This window comes from Natronomonas sp., assembly GCF_047616845.1.
In the GTDB taxonomy this organism is placed as follows: Archaea; Halobacteriota; Halobacteria; order Halobacteriales; family Haloarculaceae; genus Natronomonas.
This window is the reverse complement of the sequence record NZ_JBLGBY010000010.1, coordinates 32,138-53,092: the sequence shown is the minus strand read 5'-3', so window position 1 is coordinate 53,092 and position 20,955 is coordinate 32,138. Positions and strand designations below refer to the sequence as shown.

Annotated in this window: 25 protein-coding genes; 15 read left to right on the top strand and 10 right to left on the bottom strand. The window is 65.3% G+C overall.

All coding sequences use genetic code 11. The features are described 5' to 3' along the window. The 4 genes from ACI8UR_RS03745 to ACI8UR_RS03730 form a co-directional block, all read right to left on the bottom strand. A partial coding sequence (locus tag ACI8UR_RS03745) for a metal ABC transporter permease (protein ID WP_415087574.1) occupies positions 1 to 920 on the bottom strand: 920 nt, incomplete at its 3' end. Beyond that, a complete protein-coding gene (locus ACI8UR_RS03740; protein WP_411716456.1) occupies positions 920 to 1,660 on the bottom strand; it encodes a metal ABC transporter ATP-binding protein in 741 nt (246 codons plus the stop codon). The genes ACI8UR_RS03745 and ACI8UR_RS03740, both read right to left, overlap by 1 nt. Further along, positions 1,657 to 2,610 (bottom strand): metal ABC transporter solute-binding protein, Zn/Mn family, encoded by a 954-nt coding sequence (locus tag ACI8UR_RS03735; RefSeq protein WP_411716457.1) that lies wholly within the window; start codon positions 2,608 to 2,610, stop codon positions 1,657 to 1,659. Before ACI8UR_RS03735 ends, ACI8UR_RS03740 begins: the two co-directional genes overlap by 4 nt. A 95-nt stretch (positions 2,611 to 2,705) precedes the next feature. Further along, entirely contained in the window at positions 2,706 to 3,182 is a 477-nt protein-coding gene (locus ACI8UR_RS03730; protein WP_411716458.1) for a YbaK/EbsC family protein, read from the bottom strand. A 102-nt stretch (positions 3,183 to 3,284) separates the two neighbouring features. Between ACI8UR_RS03730 and ACI8UR_RS03725 the strand changes: the two genes are divergently transcribed. Next, positions 3,285 to 3,821 carry a hypothetical protein gene (locus ACI8UR_RS03725; protein WP_411716459.1) on the top strand — a complete coding sequence of 179 codons (537 nt, stop codon included), beginning with the start codon at positions 3,285 to 3,287 and terminating at the stop codon, positions 3,819 to 3,821. On the opposite strand, the gene ACI8UR_RS03720 is transcribed toward ACI8UR_RS03725, so the two are convergent. Together ACI8UR_RS03720 and ACI8UR_RS03715 are read right to left on the bottom strand one after the other, a co-directional pair. Continuing rightward, on the bottom strand, positions 3,818 to 5,197 hold the full coding sequence (locus ACI8UR_RS03720) for a zinc ribbon domain-containing protein (RefSeq protein WP_415087573.1): 1,380 nt from the start codon (positions 5,195 to 5,197) through the stop codon (positions 3,818 to 3,820). The two genes, ACI8UR_RS03725 and ACI8UR_RS03720, sit on opposite strands and share 4 nt — an antisense overlap. After that, entirely contained in the window at positions 5,194 to 6,411 is a 1,218-nt protein-coding gene (locus ACI8UR_RS03715) for a thiolase domain-containing protein (RefSeq protein WP_415087572.1), read from the bottom strand. The genes ACI8UR_RS03720 and ACI8UR_RS03715 overlap by 4 nt, the downstream gene beginning before the upstream one ends. Positions 6,412 to 6,544: 133 nt before the next feature. Here ACI8UR_RS03715 and ACI8UR_RS03710 point away from each other — a divergent pair, with 133 nt between their 5' ends. Together ACI8UR_RS03710 and ACI8UR_RS03705 are read left to right on the top strand one after the other, a co-directional pair. Then, the gene (locus ACI8UR_RS03710) at positions 6,545 to 8,545 is read left to right on the top strand and encodes a hydantoinase/oxoprolinase family protein (RefSeq protein ID WP_415087571.1); all 2,001 of its coding nucleotides are present in this window, start codon (positions 6,545 to 6,547) and stop codon (positions 8,543 to 8,545) included. Then, on the top strand, positions 8,542 to 10,218 hold the full coding sequence (locus ACI8UR_RS03705; RefSeq protein WP_411716130.1) for a hydantoinase B/oxoprolinase family protein: 1,677 nt from the start codon (positions 8,542 to 8,544) through the stop codon (positions 10,216 to 10,218). The genes ACI8UR_RS03710 and ACI8UR_RS03705 overlap by 4 nt, the downstream gene beginning before the upstream one ends. Here ACI8UR_RS03705 and ACI8UR_RS03700 read toward each other — a convergent pair whose 3' ends face one another. Next, positions 10,219 to 10,608: a MaoC/PaaZ C-terminal domain-containing protein gene (locus ACI8UR_RS03700; RefSeq protein WP_411716131.1), complete on the bottom strand. Its 390-nt coding sequence runs from the start codon at positions 10,606 to 10,608 to the stop codon at positions 10,219 to 10,221. A 97-nt stretch (positions 10,609 to 10,705) separates the two neighbouring features. Between ACI8UR_RS03700 and ACI8UR_RS03695 the strand changes: the two genes are divergently transcribed. Then, entirely contained in the window at positions 10,706 to 10,882 is a 177-nt protein-coding gene (locus ACI8UR_RS03695) for a hypothetical protein (RefSeq protein ID WP_411716132.1), read from the top strand. Position 10,883: 1 nt separating this feature from the next. Here ACI8UR_RS03695 and ACI8UR_RS03690 read toward each other — a convergent pair whose 3' ends face one another. Next, on the bottom strand, positions 10,884 to 11,519 hold the full coding sequence (locus tag ACI8UR_RS03690) for a helix-turn-helix domain-containing protein (RefSeq protein ID WP_411716133.1): 636 nt from the start codon (positions 11,517 to 11,519) through the stop codon (positions 10,884 to 10,886). Between the two features lie 88 nt (positions 11,520 to 11,607). Here ACI8UR_RS03690 and paaA point away from each other — a divergent pair, with 88 nt between their 5' ends. Genes paaA through paaE form a run of 5 tightly spaced genes read left to right on the top strand, consistent with a single transcriptional unit; the run spans position 11,608 to position 14,341 of the window. Further along, a complete protein-coding gene (gene paaA / locus ACI8UR_RS03685; RefSeq protein ID WP_411716134.1) occupies positions 11,608 to 12,549 on the top strand; it encodes a 1,2-phenylacetyl-CoA epoxidase subunit PaaA in 942 nt (313 codons plus the stop codon). A 2-nt stretch (positions 12,550 to 12,551) separates the two neighbouring features. Then, positions 12,552 to 12,881, top strand: a complete 330-nt coding sequence (locus tag ACI8UR_RS03680; RefSeq protein WP_415087570.1) for a phenylacetic acid degradation protein PaaB — start codon at positions 12,552 to 12,554, stop codon at positions 12,879 to 12,881. Beyond that, positions 12,878 to 13,750 carry a 1,2-phenylacetyl-CoA epoxidase subunit PaaC gene (gene paaC, locus ACI8UR_RS03675; RefSeq protein WP_411714560.1) on the top strand — a complete coding sequence of 291 codons (873 nt, stop codon included), beginning with the start codon at positions 12,878 to 12,880 and terminating at the stop codon, positions 13,748 to 13,750. Before ACI8UR_RS03680 ends, paaC begins: the two co-directional genes overlap by 4 nt. Further along, on the top strand, positions 13,743 to 14,174 hold the full coding sequence (gene paaD / locus ACI8UR_RS03670) for a 1,2-phenylacetyl-CoA epoxidase subunit PaaD (RefSeq protein ID WP_411714561.1): 432 nt from the start codon (positions 13,743 to 13,745) through the stop codon (positions 14,172 to 14,174). Before paaC ends, paaD begins: the two co-directional genes overlap by 8 nt. Further along, on the top strand, positions 14,171 to 14,341 hold the full coding sequence (paaE, locus tag ACI8UR_RS03665; RefSeq protein ID WP_411714562.1) for a 1,2-phenylacetyl-CoA epoxidase subunit PaaE: 171 nt from the start codon (positions 14,171 to 14,173) through the stop codon (positions 14,339 to 14,341). Before paaD ends, paaE begins: the two co-directional genes overlap by 4 nt. Here the strand turns inward: paaE and ACI8UR_RS03660 are convergent. After that, on the bottom strand, positions 14,338 to 14,847 hold the full coding sequence (locus ACI8UR_RS03660; RefSeq protein ID WP_411714563.1) for a hypothetical protein: 510 nt from the start codon (positions 14,845 to 14,847) through the stop codon (positions 14,338 to 14,340). The genes paaE and ACI8UR_RS03660 overlap by 4 nt on opposite strands. Positions 14,848 to 15,019: 172 nt before the next feature. Then, positions 15,020 to 15,805 (bottom strand): sulfurtransferase, encoded by a 786-nt coding sequence (locus ACI8UR_RS03655; protein WP_411714564.1) that lies wholly within the window; start codon positions 15,803 to 15,805, stop codon positions 15,020 to 15,022. Between the two features lie 259 nt (positions 15,806 to 16,064). On the opposite strand from ACI8UR_RS03655, the gene ACI8UR_RS03650 reads away from it, so the two are divergent. The 6 genes from ACI8UR_RS03650 (at position 16,065) to ACI8UR_RS03625 (ending at position 20,902) form a co-directional block, all read left to right on the top strand. After that, positions 16,065 to 16,925 (top strand): sulfurtransferase, encoded by an 861-nt coding sequence (locus ACI8UR_RS03650; RefSeq protein ID WP_411714565.1) that lies wholly within the window; start codon positions 16,065 to 16,067, stop codon positions 16,923 to 16,925. A 90-nt stretch (positions 16,926 to 17,015) separates the two neighbouring features. Further along, the gene (locus ACI8UR_RS03645) at positions 17,016 to 17,642 is read left to right on the top strand and encodes a ferritin family protein (RefSeq protein ID WP_411714566.1); all 627 of its coding nucleotides are present in this window, start codon (positions 17,016 to 17,018) and stop codon (positions 17,640 to 17,642) included. 80 nt (positions 17,643 to 17,722) lie between these two features. Next, positions 17,723 to 18,406, top strand: a complete 684-nt coding sequence (locus ACI8UR_RS03640) for an alpha/beta hydrolase (RefSeq protein WP_415087569.1) — start codon at positions 17,723 to 17,725, stop codon at positions 18,404 to 18,406. A gap of 72 nt (positions 18,407 to 18,478) precedes the next feature. After that, entirely contained in the window at positions 18,479 to 19,396 is a 918-nt protein-coding gene (locus tag ACI8UR_RS03635) for a VOC family protein (RefSeq protein WP_411714568.1), read from the top strand. Between the two features lie 46 nt (positions 19,397 to 19,442). Continuing rightward, entirely contained in the window at positions 19,443 to 20,279 is an 837-nt protein-coding gene (locus ACI8UR_RS03630) for an NOP5/NOP56 family protein (RefSeq protein ID WP_411714569.1), read from the top strand. Then, complete coding sequence (locus ACI8UR_RS03625; protein WP_411714570.1) at positions 20,276 to 20,902, top strand: fibrillarin-like rRNA/tRNA 2'-O-methyltransferase; 627 nt, start codon at positions 20,276 to 20,278, stop codon at positions 20,900 to 20,902. Before ACI8UR_RS03630 ends, ACI8UR_RS03625 begins: the two co-directional genes overlap by 4 nt. The last annotated feature ends 53 nt before the right edge of the window (positions 20,903 to 20,955 follow it).

Sequence of the window (20,955 nt, the reverse complement as noted above, 5' to 3'; positions counted from 1 at the left end):
AGGCCGGCCAGGACGGCCGTCTCGCCGAACAGGACACCGAGGTACAGCGACTCCTCGAAGTTCCGTGCGACCTGTGCCGCTGCGGCCACGGGGACGACGAGTAGCGCCGCCACGAGGATGATACCGAGCACCTGCATCGCGCCAACGACGACGAACGAGGTCAACACGATGAGAAGCGTGTTGTGGAGGCTCACATTCAGTTGTGCGACGCGGGCAGCCTGTTCGTCGAAAGTGATGAAGAGCAACTGCTTGTGGCGGGCCGCGATGACGGCGATGACGACTGCCGAGAGCGCTCCCATGAGCCACGCACCGTCGACGGTGACGAAGCCCACGTTCCCGAAGAGGAAACTCTCGATGTTGAGTCCCGAGAAGCCGCCACCGATGCTGATGACGATAGTACCCACGGCGAACGAGCCGGTGAGCATGATAGCGATGGGAACGTCACCGTAGGTGTCGGTGTGCTCGGTGAGCCACTGGACGATGAACGCGCCAAGAACGCCGGCGATGAGCGCGGAGAGGAGAATCGGTGCCGACCATCCCGTCGCGGCGGCGAAGAACAGCCCGAACGCGACTCCAGCGAAGGCGGTGTGAGCGAGCGTTTCGCCGATGAGCGCCATCTCGCGGTGGACGAGATACGTGCCGACGAGCGGCGCGACGATGCCGATGAGCACGCCGGTCGCAAGCGAGTTCCAGACGAATCTGAACCCGAAGAGATCCGTGCCGACGAAGCGGCCTGCGCTCGCCCCGGTGTCGACGAGCGTTCCGGCCAACACGCTGCCGAAGCCGCCGAGCAGGCCGGGGCCGTGTGCCTCGAAGAACGTCCCGAGAAGGTACAGTCCCGAAATCACGGCGAGCAACGCCGTGAGAGCGAGCCCGCTGCGGACGAGTGCCCGCCGAGGCGAGCCATCTGCGCCCGCCATCAGTGGTGGTGGCCGACGACCTGTCCGGTCGAGCCGTACGCGCGTTCGAGCGCGTCGCTTTCGTGGAACGATTCGGGATCGCCGTGGTGGTAAAGTTCGGTGTTCAGACAGGCGATGCGGCTCGCACGGTCGGTGACGACGCCGATGTCGTGTTCGATGAGGACGATGGTGATGCCCTCGTCGTTGAGTTCATCGAGCAGCCCGTAGAAGCGGTCGCGGGAGTCGGCATCGACACCGACAGTGGGTTCGTCGAGTGCCAGCAGGTCGGCATCGCTGGCCAGCGCCCGCGCGATGAAGGCCCGCTGTTGTTGGCCGCCGGAGAGTGAACTTACTTGCCGGTCGGCGAGGTCGGTGATGTTGACTCGCTCCATCGCGGCCTGGACGGCGTCTCGGTCTTCCGCCCGGAGCCGTCCCGACCCGACGTGGGCATACCGGCCCATCTCGACGACCTCCTCGACGGTGACCGGCATCGCGGTGCCTTTCTCCGTCGATTTCTGTGAAACGTAGCCGATTCGATGGCCGTCGTCGAAGGAATCGATGGGGTCGCCGAACAGCTCGACGCTGCCCGAATCGGGCTCGATGAGCCCGAGCATGACGCTCAGAAGCGTCGTCTTCCCCGAACCGTTCGGGCCAATGAGACCAAGGAACTCCCCGGATTCGATGGTCAGGGAGACGTCCCGGAGCGCGGGTGTCTCCCCGTAGGCGAACGATACGTCCTCGAGGCGTACGGCGTCCGTCATTCGGCGTTCAGCGCCCTCTTGAAGGCCGGCAGGTTTAGCTCTTTCATCTGTTCGACGTATCCCCAGCCGTCGTCGACCCAGGCCTGCTTGGTGCCCTCTGCGGGTGAGATAGCCATCGTCTCGCTGGCCGTGGATTCCTCGACGATAGTCTCTGCGAGTTTGGGCGAGGCGAAGGCGTCGTAGAGCACCACGTCGATACCTCGGTTGTCGATGAGGTCGATGGTGTCTGCGATTTCCGCGGAACCGGGTTCGGCGTTCGGCGAGACGCCGACCGGCGAGTGAACCTCAAAATCGTAGCGTGTGGCGAGATACTGATAGGAGTCATGCCCCGCGACGACGATGGTGTCGAAGCTTCGGGACGACAGTTCCTCGCGGAACTGCTCGTCGAGTGCCTCGAGTCGCTCGACGTACGCTGTCGCGTTCGCGTCGTAGGTGTCGGCGTTGTCCGGGTCGGCCGCCGAAAGTCCCTCGGCAATCGTCCGGACGCTCTCGGCGGAGCGGAGCGGGTCGAGCCAGTAGTGAGGGTCGACAGACGCGTCACGGTTCGCTTCTTCGGTAGCGTCGCGTTCCCCGCCGAGTCCCCGGAGGTCGACGTTCTCTAGGGCGTCGATAACGGTAATATCGGGGTGATTTTCTCGGAGATTTGTCGCCGTATCCCGGGCCCAGCTCTGAAAGCCCGCGATATCGAGGAAGACGAAGGCACGGGAGCGTACGGCGTCGATCTGGGCCTGCGAGCCGACCTCGTAGCGGTGTCCCATCCGGCCGACCGGAACGGGGTTCTCGACGGCCATCGCATCGCCGACGACCTGCCGGGTGAAATCCTCAAGCGTGAAAAACGCCGTGAACGCACCGGCGTTCTCGCTGCCGTCACCGCCCCCGGTGCAGCCGGCGAGCCCACCCACCGTGGATAGGGCCACCCCACCGAGTACGTCACGCCGAGTGAGTCGCATACGACACCGTATCCGACACGCGGTCAAAAGAGTTGTTATCGAGGGTCGTCATTTTAATAACTGTGCTAGCTATGGGCGACGCTCTTGTTAAAATCTCATTCGGCCACGTCCGCGACCCGGGCGCCTGCGAGTTCTTGGAGGGCGTCCGGTGCGATAGGGAAGACCGCTTCGGGCGTCCCAGCAGCGGCCCACACCTCTTCGAACTCGGTCAGCGTCTCATCCAGAAACACCGGCACGTCCGTCTCGTGGCAGAACGGCGGGACGCCGCCGATTGACCAGCCGAGCGTCTCCTTGATATCGTCTGCATCAGCCATCGAAACGGACGATTCGGGAACGTCCAGCAGGGCTGCCAGTTTCCCGAAAGTGACGCGGTTCGCACCGCTCGTGACGACGACCACCAAGTCATCGTCCGCCGACAGCACGATACCGCTGGCGATCTGCGCGATGTCACAGCCGATGGCCTCGGCGGCGTCAGCCGCCGTCTTCGTCCCTTCGGGGAACTCGTGGACATCGACATCGATGCCGAACGCCTCGTGCGCTCGCTGCTCGAACTCGCGTGCCCGTGGATGCATGGCGAGTCGGTGCGGGCGACGGCAAAAGAACCTCTCGGTGAGAGTCAAACGGTGATTTGACCATCCGGCACACATATATCCATCACCCGTCAAGCGCGTGACGTGAAACGACGTGCCCTCCTCGTGGCCGCCGCGGCCGCGACGACAACGAGCGTTGCCGGTTGTCTCGCGGATGCGCCCGGCGCCGAGCCGGAACCGGATGCCGACGGAACGCCGACATCGACGCCGTATAGACGCCTCGTCGACCAGACGTTCGAGGTCGAACGGGTCGAATGCGGAAACGAGTACGGGAGCCACGATGTCACCTCGGGTGACGATGTCGTCACCATCGAGGGCGTCCTCGACGGGCGGAACACCTGCTATACGGCCGAACTCGTCACCGCAGAATACGACAGCGATGCCGACGAACTGTACGTCGACATCGCAAGCGTAGAAAAAGACGATTCCGAGGGTTGTGCGACCTGCATCGTCGAAATCGAGTACGTCGCGACGTTCACGTTCGAAAACGGGACGCCGTCATCGATTCGAGTCGAGCAGCGCGGCGCCACCAGTGGTTCCGCCAGCAGTAGCCAGTCCGTAAGCGGTAGTGGCTCTGGCGGCGAGCCGACCGCCACGCCGTCGCCGTCCGATAGCGCCTAATCAGACTGCGGAAGCGCCTTCAGCCCGTACCGTGGGACGCCTTCCTCGACGTAGACGCGTCGGGGAACTGCTTTCACCTCGTCGTCGACCGACGCCTCGCCGAGTACCTGCATCGGTAGCGAAACCTCGTCTTCACCGGCCGGGAAGCGGACGACGGCCACGCCGAACGCCCCCTGACGGGCCTGCTGTTCGGCGAACTCCGGCGGCGCGCCGCCCTGGCCGATGGTCGTCGCGGCGTCGACGGTGCCGAAAAGCGACGGTTCGACGGGGTCGAACTCGACCAGTCCACGACAGTCCGGACAGGCACCCTCCGGCGGGAACGCGACTGCGCCACAGTCGGGGCACCGACCGGCTTCGTGGCGGTGTCGCTGGGGAAGACTGCGGCGCCACGTCGGCACCGGGACGTGCGCTGCGCCGCCATCCGGTTTCTCGCCGACGATGTCACCGCGCCGTCGCAGATAGGCCGGATAATCGAGGTCGGTCGACCCCGAGAGCGCAGTCTCGACCGGCGCCGTACCCTCGATGTGGAACGCCGTCGCGCCGGCGCCGGAGCCCCACGCGACTGCGAGCGTCCGATCGTAGTCGTCCTCGAAGGCCACCGCAAGCGAGAGCGGGACGCTCGCGGCTGCGGTGTCACCCAGTTCGGAGACGGTTTCGACGGCTGCGATGGCCTCGTTGTCGAGGCTGCTCCGATACGGGAGTTTGCCGTTCGGTGCCTGCAACGCGATGGTATCGGCACCCGACGCATCGAGCCCGTCAACGGCCGTTTCGACGGGGTCGGTGAAGGCGGCACGGTCGTAGGTACCGATATCGAGCCCGTCAAGGGTCTCGCTGCCGTGTTCGCGGAAGCGCGTGCCCGGTCGGGTATCAGCGTGCGTCGCCCGCTCTGCGATTACTGCAGGGGCATCATCTCCGACGAGCAGGGCAACGGCTCCCGCGCCAGCCGCGTGTTCGCGGCTGTCGTCCGGCTCGCCTTCGGGGCAGTCTGCCACGACGACAAGTGCGGTTCCACCAGTCTCGATGGCGTCGAACAGCGCGTCGACGCCGGCGCGCGTGCTGCCGGTGTACGTGCGACGTGTCGCGTCCGCAGGCGCGCCGAGATACGACCCCAATCGCGGCGTCAGGTCTTCCTCCGCAAGCGGCGGGGTGGTCGTGGCGAACGCGAGACGGTCGAGCGTATCGCCGTCCACCTCGCCCGCTAACAGCGCCCGTCGGGCAGCTTCGACGCCCATCGTCAGTGCATCCTCGTCTGCATCCGGGACGGCCTTCGTCTCGACGCCGGGCGCGTCGAACCGGCCCCATGCCTCCTCGAAGGCCTCGGCCGGAGCGCGGTTCTCCGGGGCGTACGCGCCGACGGCGAGGATACCGCGGCTCATGCGTCCACCTCCTCGTCTCCGTCGGTCTCGGCCGGCGTCGAGGCCCCGCGGTCTTCGCGCTCGAAGATGTGGACGACTGCGGCGCCGCCGGAGCCCCCGACGTTGTGGGTCAGCCCGACATGTGGGTCGTCGAGCTGTCGGTCGCCGGCCTGTCCGGTGAGCTGGTCGAATGCCTCGACGACCTGGCCGGCGCCCGTCGCGCCGATAGGGTGGCCCTTCGATTTCAGGCCGCCGGAGGTGTTGACCGGGAGTTCGCCATCGATGCGAGTCGCGCCCGATTCGATGTAGGGCCCGGCCTCGCCGCGCTCACAGAAGCCGAGGTCTTCGTAGGCCATCAGCTCCGCGATGGCGAAACAGTCGTGCACCTCGGCGAAATCGAGGTCGTCAGCGTCCATGCCGGCTTCCTCGTAGGCCGAGTCGCCGGCCTTCTTCGAGGCCGGCACGGAGTTGTAGGTATCACGCTGGAAGAGGCCGACGCGGTCGGAGGCGGCGCCGACGCCGGCCACACGGACGGGTTCGTCGGTGAATTCCTCGACGACGTCCTCGCTGACGATGAGCGCCGCGGCCGCGCCGTCCGTGGTCGGACAGCAGTGATACAGCGTCAGTGGGTCGGCAACGGCGGGGGCGTTGACCGCGTCCTCGAGCGTACAGGTGAACCCGAGCTGGGCTTTCGGGTTCTTCGCGCCGTTGTCGTGGTTCTTGACGGCGACGTGGGAGAGCTGTTCGTTCGTCGTGCCGTGTTCGCGCATATGTGCGGAGGCCATCTGGGCGTAGACGCCGGCGAACGTGGTTCCGGATAGTCGCTCCCACTCGGTTTCGCCGGAGACGCCGAGCCAGTAGCGGACGGCGTCCCCGGAGAGGTCGGTCATCACCTCGACCCCGCCCGCGAGGACGATGTCGGCCATCCCGGAGCGGACGGCCATCACGGCCTGTCGAACCGCGTATCCGGAGGCCGCACAGGCGTTTTCGACCCGGGTGACCGGGACGCCGTGGAGGCCGACGTGTTCGGTGACAGCCGGGCCCGGAAGGCCGAGTTGGCGGCCGCCGACGCCGAGCGTGCCAACGTAGGCTTCGTCGATATCATCGATGTCGGCGCCGTCGTCGACGCTCTCGACCGTGTTCTCGACGGCCGTTCTGAACAGCGAACGGTAACTCTCGTCGGGGAAGGAGCCGTATTTCGATTGGCCTGCCCCAACGACGTAGGCATCGCGCATATCCGAGGGTTGCTTGGCCCGGGCATAAACCCGACGACAACGGTGAAGCGGTTTGGCGTAGCCGGACGTTCGACTCGCTCCGCGAATCCCACGGAGGCGAAGCTTGAGGGCCCTGCCGGTCGATCGCCGACGTATGCAGACATGCCTCGGCGTCGACGTCGGTGGCACGTTCACCGACCTCGTCGTAGTCTCGGAGACGGGCGTCCGCATCGAGAAGGTCGATTCGACGCCGGACGCTCCGGAGCGTGCCGTCGCCGCCGGTCTCGCCACGGTCGCCGACGAGAAGCGCCTCGATAGCGTCGACTTCTTCGCACACGGAACGACCGTCGCCACGAACGCGGTTCTCGAACGCGACTGGGCCGAGACGGCGCTCGTCACCACCGAGGGGTTCCGCGACGCGCTCGAAATCGGCCGGCAGGCCCGCCCCGATATCTACGACCTCCACGATTCGAAGCCCGAGCCAGTCGTCCCCCGCGACCGCCGGTACGAGGTGTCCGAGCGAGTGGGCGAACGCGGCGACGTGCTTGAACCGCTCGATGAGGCCGCTGTCCGTGACCTCGCCGAAGGAATCGACGCCGAAAGCGTTGCTGTCTCGCTTCTGTTCTCCTTTGAGAACGGGCACCACGAGGAGCGTGTCGGCGACCTGCTCACCGATGCAGGCATCGAAAGCGTCTCGCTATCCTCGGAGGTATTGCCCGAAATCCGCGAGTACGAGCGCACGCTCGCCACCGCGCTCAACGCCGCGCTCCGGCCGACGATGGAGGGGTACATCGGTCGCCTCGGGGGCGAACTCACCGATGCCGGCATCGATGCACCGCTGCGATTGATGGGGTCGAACGGCGGCATCATGGACGCCGAAACAGCCCGGAACCGTCCTATCGATACGCTCCTGTCGGGCCCCGCTGCGGGCGTTCGCGGGGCCACGCACGTCGCCAGCCGCCTCGGGTCGGAAACTCTCCTGACGATGGACATGGGCGGCACCTCCTGTGACGTCTCGCTCGTCGAAGACGGCGACCCCGTGGTCACGACCGATGTCGAAGTCGGCGATTATCCCATCGCAGTCCCGATGGTCGACATCCATACCGTCGGGGCCGGCGGCGGCTCCATCGCGTGGGTCGACGACGGCGGCGCACTCCGCGTCGGCCCGCGATCGGCAGGTGCAGCCCCCGGCCCGATATGCTACGGCCGTGGTGGCGCCGAACCAACGGTTACGGACGCCCACTGTGTCCTCGGGCGCATCGACCCTGAAGCGTTCCTCGGTGACGTCGGCGGAGCAATCGCCGAGACGGAGGCAGCGATCGAGACGCTGGGCGACCGCCTCGGCCTCGATAAACGCGACGCTGCCGCTGGCATCGTCGAAGTCGCAAACGCGAACATGGCGCGTGCGCTCCGGGTCGTCAGCGTCGAACGCGGCTACGACCCCCGTGAATTCGCGCTGGTGGCCTTCGGCGGCGCTGGCCCGCTGCACGCCGCGGACATCGCGGCCGATGTGGGCGTTCCAGAGGTACTCGTCCCACGCGCGGCCGGCGTTCTCTCGGCGCTCGGCCTGCTCGTCTCCGACGTGACCTACGACGCTTCGATGTCGAAAGTGCGGCCCTGGGATGCGGTCGACCCGGCCGACCTGGAGGAGACCTTCCGGGAGTTCGAGCGACAGGGCGAGCGTCGAGTTCCCGACGACCTGCTCGTCGACCACGAGCGGTACGTCGACCTCCGGTACGAAGGCCAATCGTTCGACCTCAGAGTGCCGATGCCGACGGAGGTGGACGAGGAAGCACTCGGGGCGGTCGCAGCCCGGTTCCACGAGCGCCACCAGACGCGGTACGGTCATGCCGCACCGGAGGAACCGCTGGAACTGGTGACCGTCCGCGTGCGGACACGGGGCGTCGTCGACCCACCGCAACTCGAGCCGACGACGGTGTCTGGCGACCCCGATGACGCGATTCGGGAGACTAGAACCGTCCGGTTCGAGGCCGACCGCGAGACGCCAGTCTACGCTCGCGACGACCTGCCGACGGGAGCGACGGTCGAGGGGCCAGCAATCGTCGAAGGCCCCGAAAGCACGGTCGTCGTTCGGCCAGTTGACGCGCTCGAGGTAGCTGATGACGGTACGCTCCGGCTGGAGGTGGGCGAATGACCGACGACGCCGAGCGGGGCGTCGACCCCGTCACGCTGGAGGTTGTCCGAAACGCCTGTGCGGCGGTGTGCGAGGAGATGAATGCCACGCTCGTCCGAACGAGTTACTCGCCGAACATCAAAGAGCGGAAGGACTGCTCGTGTGCGCTGTTCGACGCCTCGGGGAACCTCGTCGCCCAGGCCGAGAACATGCCCGTCCATCTCGGCGCGATGCCGTTCTCCGTGGCCGCTGCCCTCGAAGCGTTCCCGCCGGGCACGCTCGGCCCCGGCGACGCGATTCTCTTGAACGATCCCTACGAGGGCGGTGCGCACCTGCCGGATTTGACACTCGTGACGCCCGTCTACGACGACGGAAAGCTCGTGGCGTTCACCGCCAACCGCGCCCACCATGCCGATATCGGCGGGTCGACAGCCGGCAGCGTCAGCGCGGACTCGACTGAAATCTACCAGGAGGGACTTCGCATTCCGCCGGTCAAACTTCGGGTCGCCGGTGAGGCCAACGAGACGGCGTACGACCTCATCGAGCGGAACGTCCGGACGCCTGAGGAGCGCCGCGGCGACCTCCGGGCGCAGGTCGCGGCCAACGAGACCGGCGCGGAGCGCTTCGAGGAACTCGTCGACCGTTACGGCTCCGACGACATCACCGACGCGCTGGCCGAGATTGCCGACTACTCGGAACGGCGGATGCGCTCGGAGTTGGCCGAGATTCCGGACGGCGAGTACCGCTTCGAGGATGTCCTCGATGGCGACGGCCGCGGCAGCGAGGATTTGCCGGTCGCCGCGACCGTCACGGTCGAGGGCGAATCTGTCCACATCGACTTCGACGGGACGGCCGCCCAGACAGACGGCCCGATAAACGCGGTTTTCGCGGTCACCGCATCGGCGACCTACTACGCCGTTCGCGCGATAACGAACCCGGATATCCCGCCGAACGAGGGCTGCTACCGGCCAGTCGAGATCGACGCGCCCTCCGGAACCATCGTCAATCCGAACCCGCCGGCCGCCGTCGTCGGCGGCAACCTCGAAACCTCACAGCGGGTCACGGACGTTGTGCTCGGCGCCTTCGCCGACGCCGTCCCCGAACGCGCCGTCGCGGCCGGACAGGGGACGATGAACAACGTCACCTTCGGCGGCACCGACGAGGCCGGCGAGCCCTTCGCGTTCTACGAAACGCAGGGCGGCGGGTTCGGCGCCCACGCCGAAGGCGACGGAATGGACGCCGTCCACGTCCACATGAGTAACACGCTCAACACGCCCGCGGAGGTGCTCGAAACGGCGTACCCGCTCCGGGTTCGACGCTACGCGTTGCGTCCCGATACCGGCGGAGCTGGTGAGTATCGGGGCGGCCTCGGACTCCGGCGGGATATCGAGGTGCGAACCGATTCGGATTGCAGCCTCCTGGCCGACCGGCAGAAACATGCGCCGTATGGCCTGGCTGGCGGCGACGACGGCACCCCCGGAGCGACGTATCTCATCGGCGACGATGGGGAAGTACGGATTCCGGGTAAGTCGACCCACGATCTCTCGGCGGGCGATATCATCAGCCTCAGAACGCCCGGCGGTGGCGGCTACGGCGATCCATCGGAGCGCGCCCTGGAAGCTATCGAGCGTGAGTTACGACTCGGCAAACTCTCCGCTGAAGTGGCGCGGGAAGCGTACGAATACGAGGAGTAGTTAGTCGTAGATGACGCCGTCGGTGTCGCCGGTCAGGACGACGGCGTCATCTTCGTTCCGACAGACGAACTCAGTTTCCATCCGGATGCCGTCATCACGGTCTCGGATGTCCGTGATTGTCATCTCACACCGGATTTCCTCGCCGGTGTACACCGGCTGGTGGAACGTGTTGTTCAGTTCGCGGGCGATGTAACTCAGGTCGCCGCCGATTTTCGTCGGCAGCGTCGCCGTCAACAATCCGTGAACTATGAGACGCCCCTCCTCGTCCGCCTCTCTGTGGACGTCGTTTTCGTCCTGCGAGACCTCGGTGAAGGCGTCCACGTCAGATTTCGTGAACGTGCGCGAGTGGGTGATGGTCGTTCCTTCGGTGAGGTCATGCCCATCCGACATGGCTATATTTCGGGTAGGCGGTGGCTTGAAGCTTTGGCGGAACCCGCAGAGACGGTTTCAGGCAAATATTATCAACGATGGCTGTGAGTACCACGCCATGCCGTACAGTTACATCGGCGATACGGTCAGCGCGGAGTACGAATGCGCCGAAAAGCGCATCCTCGAAAGCCGCGATGACGCCGGCTACGTCGAAATCGGTTCGAAGATGACGAACCAGGACGGCGACTCCGTCTTCGAGGGCGATATGAAATTCCTCTTCAAGCGTCGAGGGTAATTCACGCGAGCACCTGATCGAACAGCGCGGCCTGGGCCCGTCGGAGCCGTTCGAGAAACGCGGATTTCGAGACACCGAGTTCGGCCGCGATCGCCGCCGCGTCGGCTCCCTTCGGCACCTCGAAATACCCCATCTCGTGGGCGGCTTCGAGCGCCTCGGCCTGCCCCGGCGTGAGGTTCCACCGTGTTTCGACCGTCGTTTCACCTTCCTCTCCGAGCGGAGAGATGCGCTCTAACCGAACGCCGACAGCCTCGCCTGCCGCTTCGAGCACGCCATGCAGCACGTCCTGCCCGACGACGGCACCGACATGTCGTTCGTCGCCGTCACGGTAGCGAACCGACTCGACCAGAAAGCCCTCGTCGATGAGTTGATGCACGATGCACCGCTCCTTCGACAGACACCGGAAGGTGTGGCACCCATCAGCCGTCGTTCGGTGGAGGTATCGAATCCGGTCGTCCGACCCCAGGACGTCGCCGACGGCTGCCTCGTGCGTCGAGAAGCGAAGTAGCGTGTAGCCGTCCTCACGGAGCAACGGCGGCGCGGCGTCTATCGGTGCGGACACCGCATCGGAGGCCTCTGCGAGCGGGCAGTCGTCACCCGTCACACGGAACTCGACGACCAGACACTCCGAAATCATGTGCCGTGTTGGCAGCCGTTCGTATTTAAAATGCGTGTATGTTGTGGTCAACGGGTATGTGAAACCATGACATTAATTGTACGTAGCAATGGATCTCGACACCGTCACAGAGCGCGCAGGGGCGCGGGAGTTCGGCCCCAGCGACGACATGCCCCGGGAGTATCGGGAGGCGGCGACCCGGATGATTCAGTTCCACGCGAACTCCGAAATCATGGGCGCGTACATCGAGCGGCCCTTCATCCGGCAGGCCCCGTCGCTGGATAGGAAGCTGGCAGTCAGCGCACAGGTGCAAGACGAGATCGGCCACGGGCAACTGTTGTACCGGGCCGCCGAGGAACTGGGCGTCAAGACCCGCGAGGAGATGCTTGACGAACTCGCGAACGGCCAGGGGAAGTTCCTCAACTGCTTCCATTACCCTCTCAACGACTGGTACGAGCTGCCGATGATCATGTTCTTCGTCGACGGCGCGGCGATGCGCCGGCAGGCGACGCTCAAGCGCACCTCCTGGGAGCCGTATGCCCACGCTATCGACAAGATCTGTTTCGAGGAGGGGTTCCACATCAAACACGGCGAGGACATCCTCCGCACCATCGCGACGGGGAGTCGCCGCGACCGAGAGCGGTTGCAGGCGGCCTTCGAGAAGTGGTGGCCACGCATCCTCCAGTTCTTCGGGCCGACGGACGACCAATCGACCCACGGCGACTTCTCGATGGAGGTCGGCCTGAAGACGATGAGCAACGACGACCTCCGGAACGCGTTCCTCAACGCCTACGTCCCGAAGGCGAAGAAGTACGGCCTCGAACTGCCGGAGTACCCCCGCGTCGAATACCACGAGACGGACGACTACTACGAGGTGTACGAGGAAAACCTTGACTGGGACGAGTTCTTCACCGTCGCGAAAAACGAGTATCCGACCGGCGCCGGCCAGATCGACAAACGCAGGCGGAGCCAAGAGGCCGTCGAGTGGGTTCGTGACGCCATCGAATCACCCCAGCAGGGCGGGGTCAACCCTGCGATGGCGGACGATTAATCATGATTTGGGAAGTGTTCAGACAGGAGAAGGCGAAGGAGTACCACACTCACGTCGGCAACGTTCACGCGCCGAACGCAGAGCTGGCGAAACAGTACGCCCAGATCATGCACGCCCGCCGGAAGCCGGCCAAGAGCCTCTGGGTCGTCCCGAAAGACGAGATTCGGACGGTCGACGCCGACGAGCCGGGCATCGAGATGGGCGGCACGACACAGAAGCAGTACCGCTGGGCGACGAACTACAACACCGACGAGACGTTCGCCGAGGAGATCGAGGCCAGCCAGCGCGAACAGGAGGAAGCCGAACGCGACCTCGCGGAGGCCGACAAATGACGCTCGGTGGCCCAGAGGAACTCGACGAGCGGGAGCGGGCGGCCGTCGAGGCCGAACTCCGCTGTCTCGCGGACGATGAGTTCGTCGTCGCGGAACGCTACACCGAATGGCAAGTGCGTGGGCCGACGCTCGAGGCCGACATCGCCGTCGCCAACATCGCCCAGGACGAACTCGGCCACGCCCGATTGTGGTACGACCTGCTCGAGGATTTCGGCTACGACCAGACCGACCTCATCTGGGAGCGCGACCCTGCCGACTTCCGACAGTCGACGCTCGTCGAGCAGCCGTTCGAGACCGGCGACTGGGCGGATTGTGTGGTTCGGGGCTATCTCTACGACACGTACGAGCACCTCCGCTTGCAGTCGCTTCAGGAGACGACGTATCCACGAATCGCCGACCGCGTCGGGAAGGTGCTCGGTGAAGAAGAGTACCACCGCGAACACGCCCAGAACTGGCTCGAACGGCTCTGTGAAGATGCCGGGACGACGAAGGAGTCCCGAGGAGGCGGCGAAGCCGCCGAGGCGCGCGCCCGCGTCCAGGCGGCTGTCGACCGCCTGTTCCCGCCCGCCATGACGCTCTTTGCCCGTACGGAACACGAGGAGGTCATCGTCGACCTCGGCGTTCGGCCCGACCCGCTTGGTGACCTGCGCGAGGACTGGCGCGCCATCGTCACGCCGTTCCTGGGCGGTCTCGGTATCGACGTGCCAGTCGAGGCACACACCGAACTTCTGCCCGACGCACGCGGCCGGGATGGGAGCCACACCGACGCCTGGCAGTCGCTGTACAACGAGTTCACGTTCACCTACGAGATGCTCGACCGGGACGAAGCACCGGCGCTGATGCCCGACCCGGATGAGGCCGATGTCTAAGGACACCCCCCAGGAGGAGGTCGAGGTCGATGGAGCGCCGAGTTACTGCGTCTATACGGACTACGAACACGGCGTCGACGTGGATGACCTTCCGGCGACTGGCGCGGAGTCCGAGGGCGTCGAGGCGGACGTCTTCGAGGAACTCCGGGCGGTCGAAGACCCCGAGATGCCCATCTCCGTGGTCGATTTAGGCCTCATCTACGGCGTCGACGTCGCGGACGGCCACGCGACGGTCACAATGACGCTGACGTACACCGGCTGTCCGGCGCGCGATTACCTTCAGGAAGACGTTCGGCAGGCCGCCGAACGTGCCGAGGGTGTCGACACCGCCGAGGTCGAACTCGTCTGGAGCCCCGAATGGAACCTCGAGATGGTCACCGACGCCGGGAAAGACGACCTCCGTGAGTTCGGGGTGAGCGTATGAGACGGCGCCCAGACCCGTCCACGGAATCGAGCGAGGAGGACGGCCCCGCAGAGTGTCCGTACTGCGGGTCGACGAACACCGAACAGGAGCATCCGAAGGGGCCGTCGCTGTGTCGGTCGATGCATTTCTGCAACGACTGCGGTGAGCCGTTCGAAGCGTTCGGTTAGTCCTGTTCGGCGTGCAGGAACCCCTCGTGAGGCCCAGTCGGAAGTGTCGGAACGGAAATCGCATCGCAGTTATCCTGCTGGAACCGGATACTTCCGTCTGCTATCATCGCGCTGGTGTTTCTGGAACCGGATCTCGGACAGGGCTCGATATTCTGGATAGTCGTCTCGCGCGGGCCGCCGTCGACGTCGAGCGCGATTTCGTAGGTACGCCCCTCGACAAGGAGGTCGGGAATCTCGAGCCCGCGTTCGTCGGGGATTTCGTACGTTCCGCGCCACACCAGCGCGTCGTCGCTCGTTCGGGTAACCGTAAGCGTCCCAACGTGAGACTCCGCGTCAGCGTTCTCCACGAACAGGTGATGGGTCGTCGCTCTGGCGGGGATGGTTCGTCGATCCGGATACAGCGGCTGTTGTTCGCCGTCGGTCGGTGCCCCCAGCGCGGCAGAACAGCCGGCAAGCCCGGCTGTAAGGGCCGCCGCACCGGCCGAAAGCATGGTTCGTCGCTTCATAGAGGTAGGGTGGATGGGATACTCCATAACCCCGCTGAAAGGTCAAACGAGCCTTTGAGCCTCCTGAAAGCAGTTATTCGTGGCCGATGACCGGCTGCTCCGCGCCGCCGCGGAACAGACCGACGCCGCCCCCGACCTCTCGGATGCCGATACCATGGAGTGTTGGTGAGACTTAGAGACCGGTTTCCAGTTCGCCGCCCTCTCGTTCCCACTCGGTGAGGCTGCCCTCGTAGAACGCCAGCTCCGGGTAGCCGAGGTGTCGGAGAACGGTGTAGGTGTGGCTGATGCGACGGGCGGTGTTGCAGTACAGCAGGATGCGGTTTTCGGGGGCGATGCCGCGTGTTTCGAGTGTCGAGCCCATCTCCGAGTCGGGTCTGAGCCCACGCGTCTCGTCGTCGACCAGTTCCCGCCAGTCGATGCGGACGGCGCCGGGGATGTGGCCTTCCTCGTACTCCCAGTCCTCGCGCGTGTCGACGATGACGGTGTCCGGGTCGTCGATGGCGCTTTTGACGACATCAAGTTCGACGAGCGGCCCCTCGGCTTGGAACGTCGCTTCGTACTCGGATGGAGAGGGGTTTGGCGTCTCCGTGTCGGTGGGGTGTTCGAGATTCCACGACGAGTAGTCGCCATCGAGGAGGTGGAGCTTCCCCGGGTCGTGGCCGTATAGCTCCGCCGTGACGAGAAAGCGGGCGGCGAAAACACCGTGTGTATCGTCGTAGGCGACGATTTCGTTGTCGTTGCCGATGCCGGCCGTCGCCATCAGGTCGGCGAAGCGGTCGGCACCGGGAAGCATTCCGGCCTCACCCTCGTCTTCGGCGCGGAACGCGTCGAACGGGATGTTCACCGCGCCGGGGATGTGCCCGATACCGTCGTACTCCCACTCGTCGCGGACGTCCACCACTCGTAGGTCGTCGAGGTGGTCGTTCACCCACGACGCTGGAACTACTACATCGCTCATGTGTGGGTCTCCGCTTCGGAAGGCTTCAACCCTTCAATCCAGGGCGCTCGGAGATACCAGAAAATGTTTCCGGTTAGTTGGCTTAAACGCCGCGGCTCCGACGGTGGTTTTTTACGCGTTCCGTCGGAGGATGCCCCGGAATGTCGCCGACAGACGGCGTGAAGAAGCCAGCAAAATGTGCCGCGAGTGTGGAGGGGTGGCTGAACGTGCCGAGAGTCATAGTCTTATGTGTGTAGTTGGGTTATACTTCGTCTGTATCATGAGCGACTACGCAAAAAGCGATGTACTCGTCTCAGCGGACTGGGTCGAGAACCATCTCGACGATTTCCAGAGTGACGACTCTGACTATCGACTGCTCGAAGTCGACGTCGACACGGAAGTGTACGACGAAGAGGGCCACGCCCCCGGCGCCATCGGGCTCGACTGGGAGCAAGACCTCCGCGACCAGGTGCAGCGAGACCTCCTCTCGAAGGAGGGCTTCGAAGCCCTGATGGAGGAACTCGGCATCACCGATGACACCACGGTCGTCCTCTACGGTGACAACGCCAACTGGTTCGCCGCCTACACCTACTGGGAGTTCAAATACTACGGCCACGACGACGTGCGCCTGATGGACGGCGGCCGCGACTACTGGGTCGAGAACGACTACCCGCTCACCGACGAGGTGCCGGAGTTCTCCTCGACCAGCTACACTGCGGGCGGCCCCCACGAATCTATCCGGGCCTACCGCGGGGACGTCGAGAAGGCCGTCGACAAGGGCCTGCCGCTCGTTGACGTTCGCTCCCCCGAGGAGTACAGCGGCGAGATTCTCGCGCCGCCGGGCCTGCAGGAGACCGCCCAGCGTGGCGGCCACGTCCCCGGCGCAAAGAACATCTCGTGGGCTGACGTGACCAACGACGACGGCACGTTCAAGACCCGCGACGAGCTCGAAGAGCTCTACTCGGGATACGACATCGACGGCGAGGAGACGACCATCGCCTACTGCCGTATCGCTGAGCGCTCCTCGGTCGCGTGGTTCGCGCTGCACGAACTCCTCGGCTACGACGACACCGCGAACTACGACGGTTCCTGGACGGAGTGGGGGAACCTCGTTGGCGCGCCGATCGAAACGGGCGAGTAGGCAGCAACTCCACCACACCTTCTTTATTTTTCACGCCGCGTAGCGACGCAGACCGCTGGTTACAAGCGCTCCGCACCAGTAGCGTCTCCCATGACTGCAGAGGCCTTCATCGACGACGTTCGGGAGGAAAACGCCACCGCGCTCTCGCGGCTCGGCTCCTCGAAAGCGCTGTACGCGGACACGATGGGCGAGATGGAACGCGAGGAAGTGCTCGAAGCCGCCGCGACCGCCGAACACCACGCCGCGGAGACGTACGCCGACTGGGCCGAGGACGCCTCCGACGAGGTGGCCGAGGCCTTCGCCGCGACGGCCGAGGAGGAGCGCGACCACTACGAGACGGTCGTCGGCGAACTCGACGACCACGACCCCGGCGAGGTGCCCGCAATCCAGACGTACCTCCGCGGACTGGACGGCGACGTCGAACGCCTCGGCGGCTTCCTCGGCCGAACGCTCGCTGCGGAGAAGTCCAAAGAGCAGTTGACCGGCTTCTTCGTCGGCGACGCCGACCCCCAGACGGCACGGCTCTTCCGCGAGATGGGTGGCGACCTCGATGCCCAGCTGGAGCGGGCGACTGACCGCCTCGAATCCGTCTGTGGCGACAACGAGGATTGCTGGGAGCGTGCCGAGGAGGCTGCTTCCGGCGCTATCCAGGCCGCCTACGAGGAATACACCGAGCGCCTCGAAGGGATGGGCGTCAACCCGAAGCCGGTCTGCTGAGCAGGCCGAATCGAAACGCCGGAAGCACGGTTCTGCACGACACTCAAGTGCTGTGGCTGTGAAGCCTTCGGTATGTTTGGATGTCTGCCAGCCGCGAGACGACCGGGGGCGACGTGATGAGCGCCGACGGGCCACACCAAGACCAGCCGCTCGCGACGGTCGGCACGCCGCTGGACGCCGCCGACGCGGCCGCGGTGCTCGTCCACGGGCGCGGCGCGACCGCCCAGAGCATCATCGGCATGGCCGATGCGTTCTACCACCACGGCATCGCATACGTCGCCCCGCAAGCGGCGGGCAACAGCTGGTATCCGAACTCGTTTCTCGCACCCATCGAATCCAACGAGCCAGGGTTATCCTCGGGATTGCAGGCCATCGACGCCGCTATCGAGAAAGTCAATGATGTGGACATCTCGACCGACCAGACCATGCTGGCCGGCTTCTCGCAGGGCGCGTGCCTGGCGAGTGAGTACGTCGCGCGCAACGCCACCCGGTACGGGGGGCTGGCAGTTTTGAGTGGCGGGCTCGTCGGCCCCGGAGACACGCCACGCGATTACGAGGAGTCGCTGGACGGGACGCCCGTGTTGATCGGCTGCAGTGACGTCGACCCGCATATTCCAATCGAACGCGTGCACGAGACAGCCGATGTTTTCGAAGGGATGGACGCAGACGTGACGAAGCGCATCTACGAGGGGATGGGCCACGGTGTCAACGAGGACGAAATCGAGCACGTCTCAGAGATGGTTCGCGACCTCGTCGAGGACTGAACGTCCGATGAGCGACCGCGCGCAGATGTGTAGGGGCAAGGGATTATCTAACACGTCTTCGTACGTGTTGGTATGCCGACAGAGGTTCCGGGTATCCATCACGTCACCGCTATTGGGAGCGACCCGAAACGGAATCTCGAATTCTACACGGAGACGCTCGGGCTGCGTCTGGTGAAACGGAGCGTCAATCAGGACGACATCTCCGTGTATCACCTGTTCTACGGCGATTACGGCGGCTCGCCGGGCACGAGCATGACGTTCTTCCCGTACGTCGACGCGCGACCGGGCCGCGTCGGGCGCGGCCAGGTCACCACGACCCAGTTCCTGATTCCCGGCGGAGCAGTCGACTACTGGCTCGACCGACTGGACGATGCGGGCGTCGAGACCGAGACCGACGAGCGATTCGGCGATACCGTCATCGGGTTCGCCGACCCCGGCGGGCTTCCGCTTGAGTTGGTCGCCCGCGCGGATGCGCCCGCTTGTGACCCACCGTCCGGGCCGGTTCCGAAAGCGCACGCGATTCGGGGCTTCTTCGGCGTCTCGCTCACGCTGGCGACGACGGGAGCGACCAAGACTCTCCTGAAGATGATGGGCTTTCAGCCGAGCGATAGCGACCACGACCGCCAGCGGTTCGAAGCTGACGGCGACCTCGGCTACGTCGTCGACCTGCTCGAAGACCCACAAGCGCCGCGCGGCCAGCCGGGTGCCGGCACCGTCCACCACGTCGCCTTCCAGGTGACCGAAGCCGAACAGGAAGCGTGGCGCGACATCCTCATCGAACAGGGGCTTCGCCCGACGGAGATCATCGACCGAAAGTGGTTCAAATCGGTGTACGCGCGCACCTCTGGCGGCGTGCTCTTCGAGTTCGCAACCGAGGAACCGGGCTACACTGTCGACGAGGAACTCGATGCCCTGGGCGAGAAACTGGTGTTGCCAGAGTGGCTCGAAACCGAACGCGAGGAGATCGAGGCCGGACTGCCGGAACTCTGAGCGCCCATCGAGAACGCATATACGACGGCGGCATCAAGAGGATGGCATGACCGAGGGAACCCCCGGGAGCGCATGCTGGTTCGATGGCCTCGACCCTGGCGACACAGAGGGGGCCGCCACCGCCATCCGTAAGGGTGAGGCCGCCGAATCCAGAGCATGGCCCGAACGCGCCGTTGACGCCGACTTCGCCGCCGACGAAGCGGAGTATTACGACCTCTTGCACGACGCGACGATGGCGGCGACGCGGGCCGCCGTTCGCGAAGCAGAGACGGCCGACGACAAACAACTCATCCACGCGATTCGCGCGATGGACGACTGCGAGCGCGTCGCGAACGAACTCGCCGAACGGGTCGCTGAATGGGCCGGCAGCAGATACGAAGACGCCGGAACTGGCGTCTCCTACGCCCGCGAATTGGCGGCTGAAGAAACCGATGGCCCGCTCGTTTCCTTAGCCGGTCGCGTCCGCGACCTGGACGACGAGGCCGCCGACCTCCGGGCACACGTCGAGCGGACGGCGCCCGAGGTGGCACCGAATCTTTCGGCACTCGCTGGCCCGGTGCTCGCCTCGCGACTCATCGCCCTCGCTGGCGGGCTGAAACAGTTGGCTCGCAAGCCTTCGGGAACGGTGCAGGTGCTCGGCGCCGAGGAGGCGCTTTTCGCCCACCTCCGTGGCCACGCGCCATCCCCGAAACACGGCGTCATCTACACTCATGAGGCGGTCAAAGGCACCCATCCCGAGAATCGCGGGTCGGCAGCGCGGGCACTGGCCGGCAAACTCACCATTGCGGCACGGGTCGACCACTACTCGGGCGAGCTGAAACCCGAACTGGAGGCCGAGCTGGCCGAACGCATTGAGCGCATCCAGGCGCGTGATACGGCATGAGCCTGCCCGATGGCGTCGAACAGCGAGCCTTCGATGGCGAAGAGGCGCTCGCGACTCGCGGGGAGCCGGTGTACGGCGAACCCACTGCTGACGGCTGGCGTCGGTGGGCGCCACGACGCTCGAAACTCGGCGCGATGCTCGAAACCGACATGGATACGGGACTTGTCGGCGACGAGACTGTGCTGTATCTCGGGGCCGCAGCGGGGACGACCGTCAGCCACGTCGCGGACTTCGTCGGGCCCACGTATGCTGTCGAGTTTGCGGCCCGCCCCGCCCGCGACCTGCTGGATGCGGCCGAACCACGACCGAAACTCTTCCCGCTGCTAAAGGACGCTCGCAAGCCCGAGACGTACGCCCACGTCGTCGAACCGGTCGACGTCGTGATTCAGGATGTGGCGACTCGCGGACAGGCCAAGGTGGCGCTGGCCAATCGGGAGTTCCTCGCAGATGACGGTCGACTGCTGTTTGCGGTGAAGGCCCGGAGCGAGGACGTCGCGCGGCCGCCGGAGGAGGTCTTCGATGAGGTGCTCGAAACGCTCCGTGAGGGGTACGACATCATCGAGAGGCAGTCACTGGAGCCGTTCCACGACGACCACCTGGGCGTCGTTGCCACGCCGCGGTAGGCGTTCGTGCAGTGCGGCCACAGCAGGTCACATCATATTTAGTGGGCCACGGC